Origin of the sequence: Nocardioides sp. YIM B13467 (assembly GCF_042788075.1) — a bacterium.
In the GTDB taxonomy this organism is placed as follows: Bacteria; Actinomycetota; Actinomycetes; order Propionibacteriales; family Nocardioidaceae; genus Nocardioides.
Map to the genome: position 1 here is coordinate 2,501 of NZ_JBHZPJ010000010.1, position 3,195 is coordinate 5,695.

Sequence of the window (3,195 nt, forward strand, 5' to 3'; positions counted from 1 at the left end):
AGAGCTCGACCGGGTTGCCGGCCGGGTCCTCGATCACGGCCTGGGCACCGCCCCGGCCATCGATGCGACTGGTGCGTACCCGAGCGCCGGCTTCGCTCAGACGCCGGAGCTCCTGGTCGACATCGGCCACCTCGAGCTGGATTCGGCTCCAGCCACCGGGGCTCGGAACCTTGCCGTCGTCGGCGGCCTGCCCTGCACCGCCGGCACCAGGGGTGTTCAGCATCAGTCGCAGCCCGTGACCCTCGAGCATCGCGAAGCCGCCGGCTCTCGGACCGACGTCCTCGAACCCGAGCTCGCGGTAGAAGGCGACGGCGGCAGTGATGTCGTCGACGATGTAGCGGAATCCTGGGATCATCTGTCTCTCCTTTCTGCAACACTACTGTTGCATAGTAGGCTCCTCGCATGGCTTCTCGTCAAGGGCGTACGGATCCCCGAGTGGTGCGCAGCCGGGAAAGAGTGCTCGAAGCGGCGCTCGCGGAGCTCGCCGAGCGGGGATACGGCGGATTCAGCATCGACGGGGTGGCGACCCGTGCCGGCGTCGCCCGGAGCACGATCTACCGCCTGGGGCACGACCGGCTCAGCCTGGTCGCGGCGGCCATGGAGACGCTCAACGTGCAGCCGCGCCCGGAAGCCGGCGGCCAGGACCCGCGCGCCGATGTGGTCGCGATCGTCGCCCATCTCGCCTCCGCCATGCAGTCGTCCCTGATGTCCGACTGTCTCCCCGCCGTGCTCGACGGTGCCGAGCGTGACCCGGGCCTGCGGGAGCTCCACCACCGCTACAGCGCGCAGCGGCGTACGCGGCTGGTCGATGCGCTCACCCGGCTGCGGGAGTCGGGGCAGGATGTCGGAGATCCGGAGCGGGCGGCGGAAGCGCTGGCGGGGGCGGTGTTCTATCGACGGCTGATGACGCCGGTGCCGCTGCGTACGGAGGAGGTCGAGGGGCTGGTCGCGACCGTTCTCGGGGAGCGATGATCCGGCGGGCTCAGCCGACGCCGATGTGCTGGTAGTCGAGGTCGATCAGGGCGACGGCACGGTCGCCGTACGCGTCGACGTCGCGGGGATAGGGCGCGCCGGTGTATCGGGTGGCGAGCTCGTCGATGACTCCCCAGCGGGTCTCGTCCTCGATCCAGCCGACGACTCGGCCGCGGAGGATGACCGGCATGAAGTCGTTCTCCTGCGGCGCCAGGGAGAGCGCGATGCGCGGGTCGGTGTGGAGATTGCGGTACTTGCGGCCGCGGTTTCCGGTGAGGAAGACGACGTGGTCGCCGTGGGTTCCGATCCAGACCGGGGAGGTGCGCGGGGCGCTGTCGGGCCCGATCGTGGCGACATGGGCCAGGGCGGTCCCCTCGAGGAAGGGGCGTACGTCGGGGTTGATCATCGGTCTTCTCCTTGCTGCGGTCAGTGGATGACGCGGTAGTGGAGGTGGGTGACGCCGGGGGCGGGGACGACCTCGACGATCTCGAGCGAGATGTGCTCGGGGAGCTCGTTGAAGAAGCGGCGGCCGGCACCGAGGAGGACCGGGACCTGATGGAGGACGATCTCGTCGACGAGGCCCGCGCTCAGCGCTTCGGTCACGACGCCGCCGCCCATGAGTCCGACGTCCTTGCCGCCGGCCCGCTCCTTGGCGAGGGCGATCGCCTCCTCGATGGTGGTGGCGAAGGTCTGGCGGTCGTGGGTCGCGGGAGCGGGACGATGAGAGAGGACGACCAGCGGAGCGGTGGGATGCGGCGCTCCTCCCTTGTCCCAGCCGGAGTCGTCGTAGGTGTTGCGGCCGGCGAGACTGACCCCGTCGCGTGCGGCCAGGGCGTCGAAGAAAAGGGCGCTCGGCTCGGAGAGCTTGAAGCCGTCGAAGACCTGGCTGGGTGTGTCACCGTCGAAGTACCACTCGAAGAGGACGCCACCGTCCCCCAGGCCGCGCCCGGGGCCGGGGCCACGTCCGGTGATGAAGCCGTCGACGGAGACCGAGAGTGCTGCGAGGACCTTGCTCATGTTCGCTCCCTGAATCTGAGTTTCCTGAAGAGACTCTGTGACCGTAACACTTTGAGTTCCCTCAAGGAACCCCAAATGGTAGATTCGTGTCATGCAACGTACGAACTTCGGTGACATGGCCTGCTCGATCGCGAGGACGCTCGATGTGATCGGGGAGCCGTGGTCGCCTCTCGTGCTGCGCGACATCTGGGTGGGCATGAACCGGTTCGACCAGATCCAGGCGGATCTCGGGATCTCGCGGAAGGTGCTCACCGAGCGGCTCGGGCACCTGGTCGAGCACGGGGTGCTGGAGAGGCAGGCGTACGACAACCGGCCGCGCTATGAGTACGTGCTGACGGCGAAGGGGCGCGAGCTCGTCGACGTTCTGATGGTGATGGTCGGCTGGGGTGACAAGTGGCTCGCGGGCGAGGCCGGGCCGCCGGTGCTCTACCGGCATCACGCGTGCGGGGAGATCGGGCGGGTCGATCTGCGGTGCTCGCACTGCGGCGAACCGATGCATGCCGACGACATCGATGTGCTGCCCGGGCCGGGGGCTGCGCCGGAGCCGGTCTCAGCGGGGTAGCGGACCGGTGTAGGCCTGCCGCGCCGTCTCCACGGCGGGCATGTTCGCCTCCGACCAGTTGCCGACGGCGGCGAAGACCGGCTGCAGGCTGCGGCCGAGGTCGGTGATGTCGTACTCCACCCGCGGTGGCACCTCCGCGTGGTAGCGGCGCTCGACGAGGCCGTCGCGCTCGAGCTGGCGCAGGCGCTGGGTCAGCACCTTCGAGGAGATCGTGCCGAGGCGGCGCTCCAGCTCCACGAAACGCTGGGTGCCGAACTCGTGCAGCGTCCACAGGATCGGGGTGGTCCATCGGCTGAAGATCAGCTCGACCGCCGGGGTGATCGGACAGGCCGCCACCGGCTCGTCAGTGCTCGGACGCCAGGTCATGTCGCTCCAATACTTACCTTGGGGAACCCACTGTATCGAGGGATCTAACGTCGTTTCGAACGCAGATCTCAACCTTTGATTGGAGACCTCGATGATCGTCATCACCGGAGCGACGGGGAACGTCGGGCAACCGCTCGTCGAGCTGCTGGCCGACGCCGGGCACACCGTCACAGCCGTCTCGCGCGGGATGTCGGCCCCGCTGCCGACCCGGCCGGGAGTCGCCACCGCGGTGGCCGACCTCTCCGACGTCACGACCTTGGCGCCGGCGCTGGCCGGCG

The 3,195-nt window shown here is 68.9% G+C and carries 7 protein-coding genes (1 of these 7 running past the window's edge); 3 read left to right on the plus strand and 4 right to left on the minus strand.

Annotated features, from left to right (window positions below; translation table 11 throughout):
- Positions 1 to 355, minus strand: the 5' portion of a protein-coding gene (locus tag ACFX43_RS02885) for a VOC family protein (protein WP_355020452.1). It extends 14 nt beyond the left edge of the window; the window shows 355 of its 369 coding nt (coding positions 1-355); its start codon is at positions 353 to 355; its stop codon lies off the left edge, out of view.
- Between the two features lie 47 nt (positions 356 to 402).
- Here ACFX43_RS02885 and ACFX43_RS02890 point away from each other — a divergent pair, with 47 nt between their 5' ends.
- Entirely contained in the window at positions 403 to 972 is a 570-nt protein-coding gene (locus ACFX43_RS02890) for a TetR-like C-terminal domain-containing protein (RefSeq protein ID WP_378816781.1), read from the plus strand.
- 10 nt (positions 973 to 982) lie between these two features.
- On the opposite strand, the gene ACFX43_RS02895 is transcribed toward ACFX43_RS02890, so the two are convergent.
- Together ACFX43_RS02895 and ACFX43_RS02900 are read right to left on the minus strand one after the other, a co-directional pair.
- A complete protein-coding gene (locus ACFX43_RS02895) occupies positions 983 to 1,378 on the minus strand; it encodes a pyridoxamine 5'-phosphate oxidase family protein (protein WP_378816784.1) in 396 nt (131 codons plus the stop codon).
- A gap of 20 nt (positions 1,379 to 1,398) precedes the next feature.
- Positions 1,399 to 1,989, minus strand: a complete 591-nt coding sequence (locus ACFX43_RS02900) for a dihydrofolate reductase family protein (RefSeq protein WP_378816787.1) — start codon at positions 1,987 to 1,989, stop codon at positions 1,399 to 1,401.
- Between the two features lie 91 nt (positions 1,990 to 2,080).
- On the opposite strand from ACFX43_RS02900, the gene ACFX43_RS02905 reads away from it, so the two are divergent.
- Positions 2,081 to 2,551, plus strand: coding sequence for a winged helix-turn-helix transcriptional regulator (locus ACFX43_RS02905; protein ID WP_378816790.1), 471 nt, complete (start codon positions 2,081 to 2,083; stop codon positions 2,549 to 2,551).
- Here ACFX43_RS02905 and ACFX43_RS02910 read toward each other — a convergent pair.
- The gene (locus ACFX43_RS02910; RefSeq protein ID WP_350717688.1) at positions 2,540 to 2,917 is read right to left on the minus strand and encodes a helix-turn-helix domain-containing protein; all 378 of its coding nucleotides are present in this window, start codon (positions 2,915 to 2,917) and stop codon (positions 2,540 to 2,542) included. The two genes, ACFX43_RS02905 and ACFX43_RS02910, sit on opposite strands and share 12 nt — an antisense overlap.
- A 91-nt stretch (positions 2,918 to 3,008) precedes the next feature.
- On the opposite strand from ACFX43_RS02910, the gene ACFX43_RS02915 reads away from it, so the two are divergent.
- Positions 3,009 to 3,195, plus strand: a 187-nt coding sequence (locus tag ACFX43_RS02915) for an NAD(P)H-binding protein (protein WP_378816794.1), incomplete at its 3' end; no start/stop codon positions are given.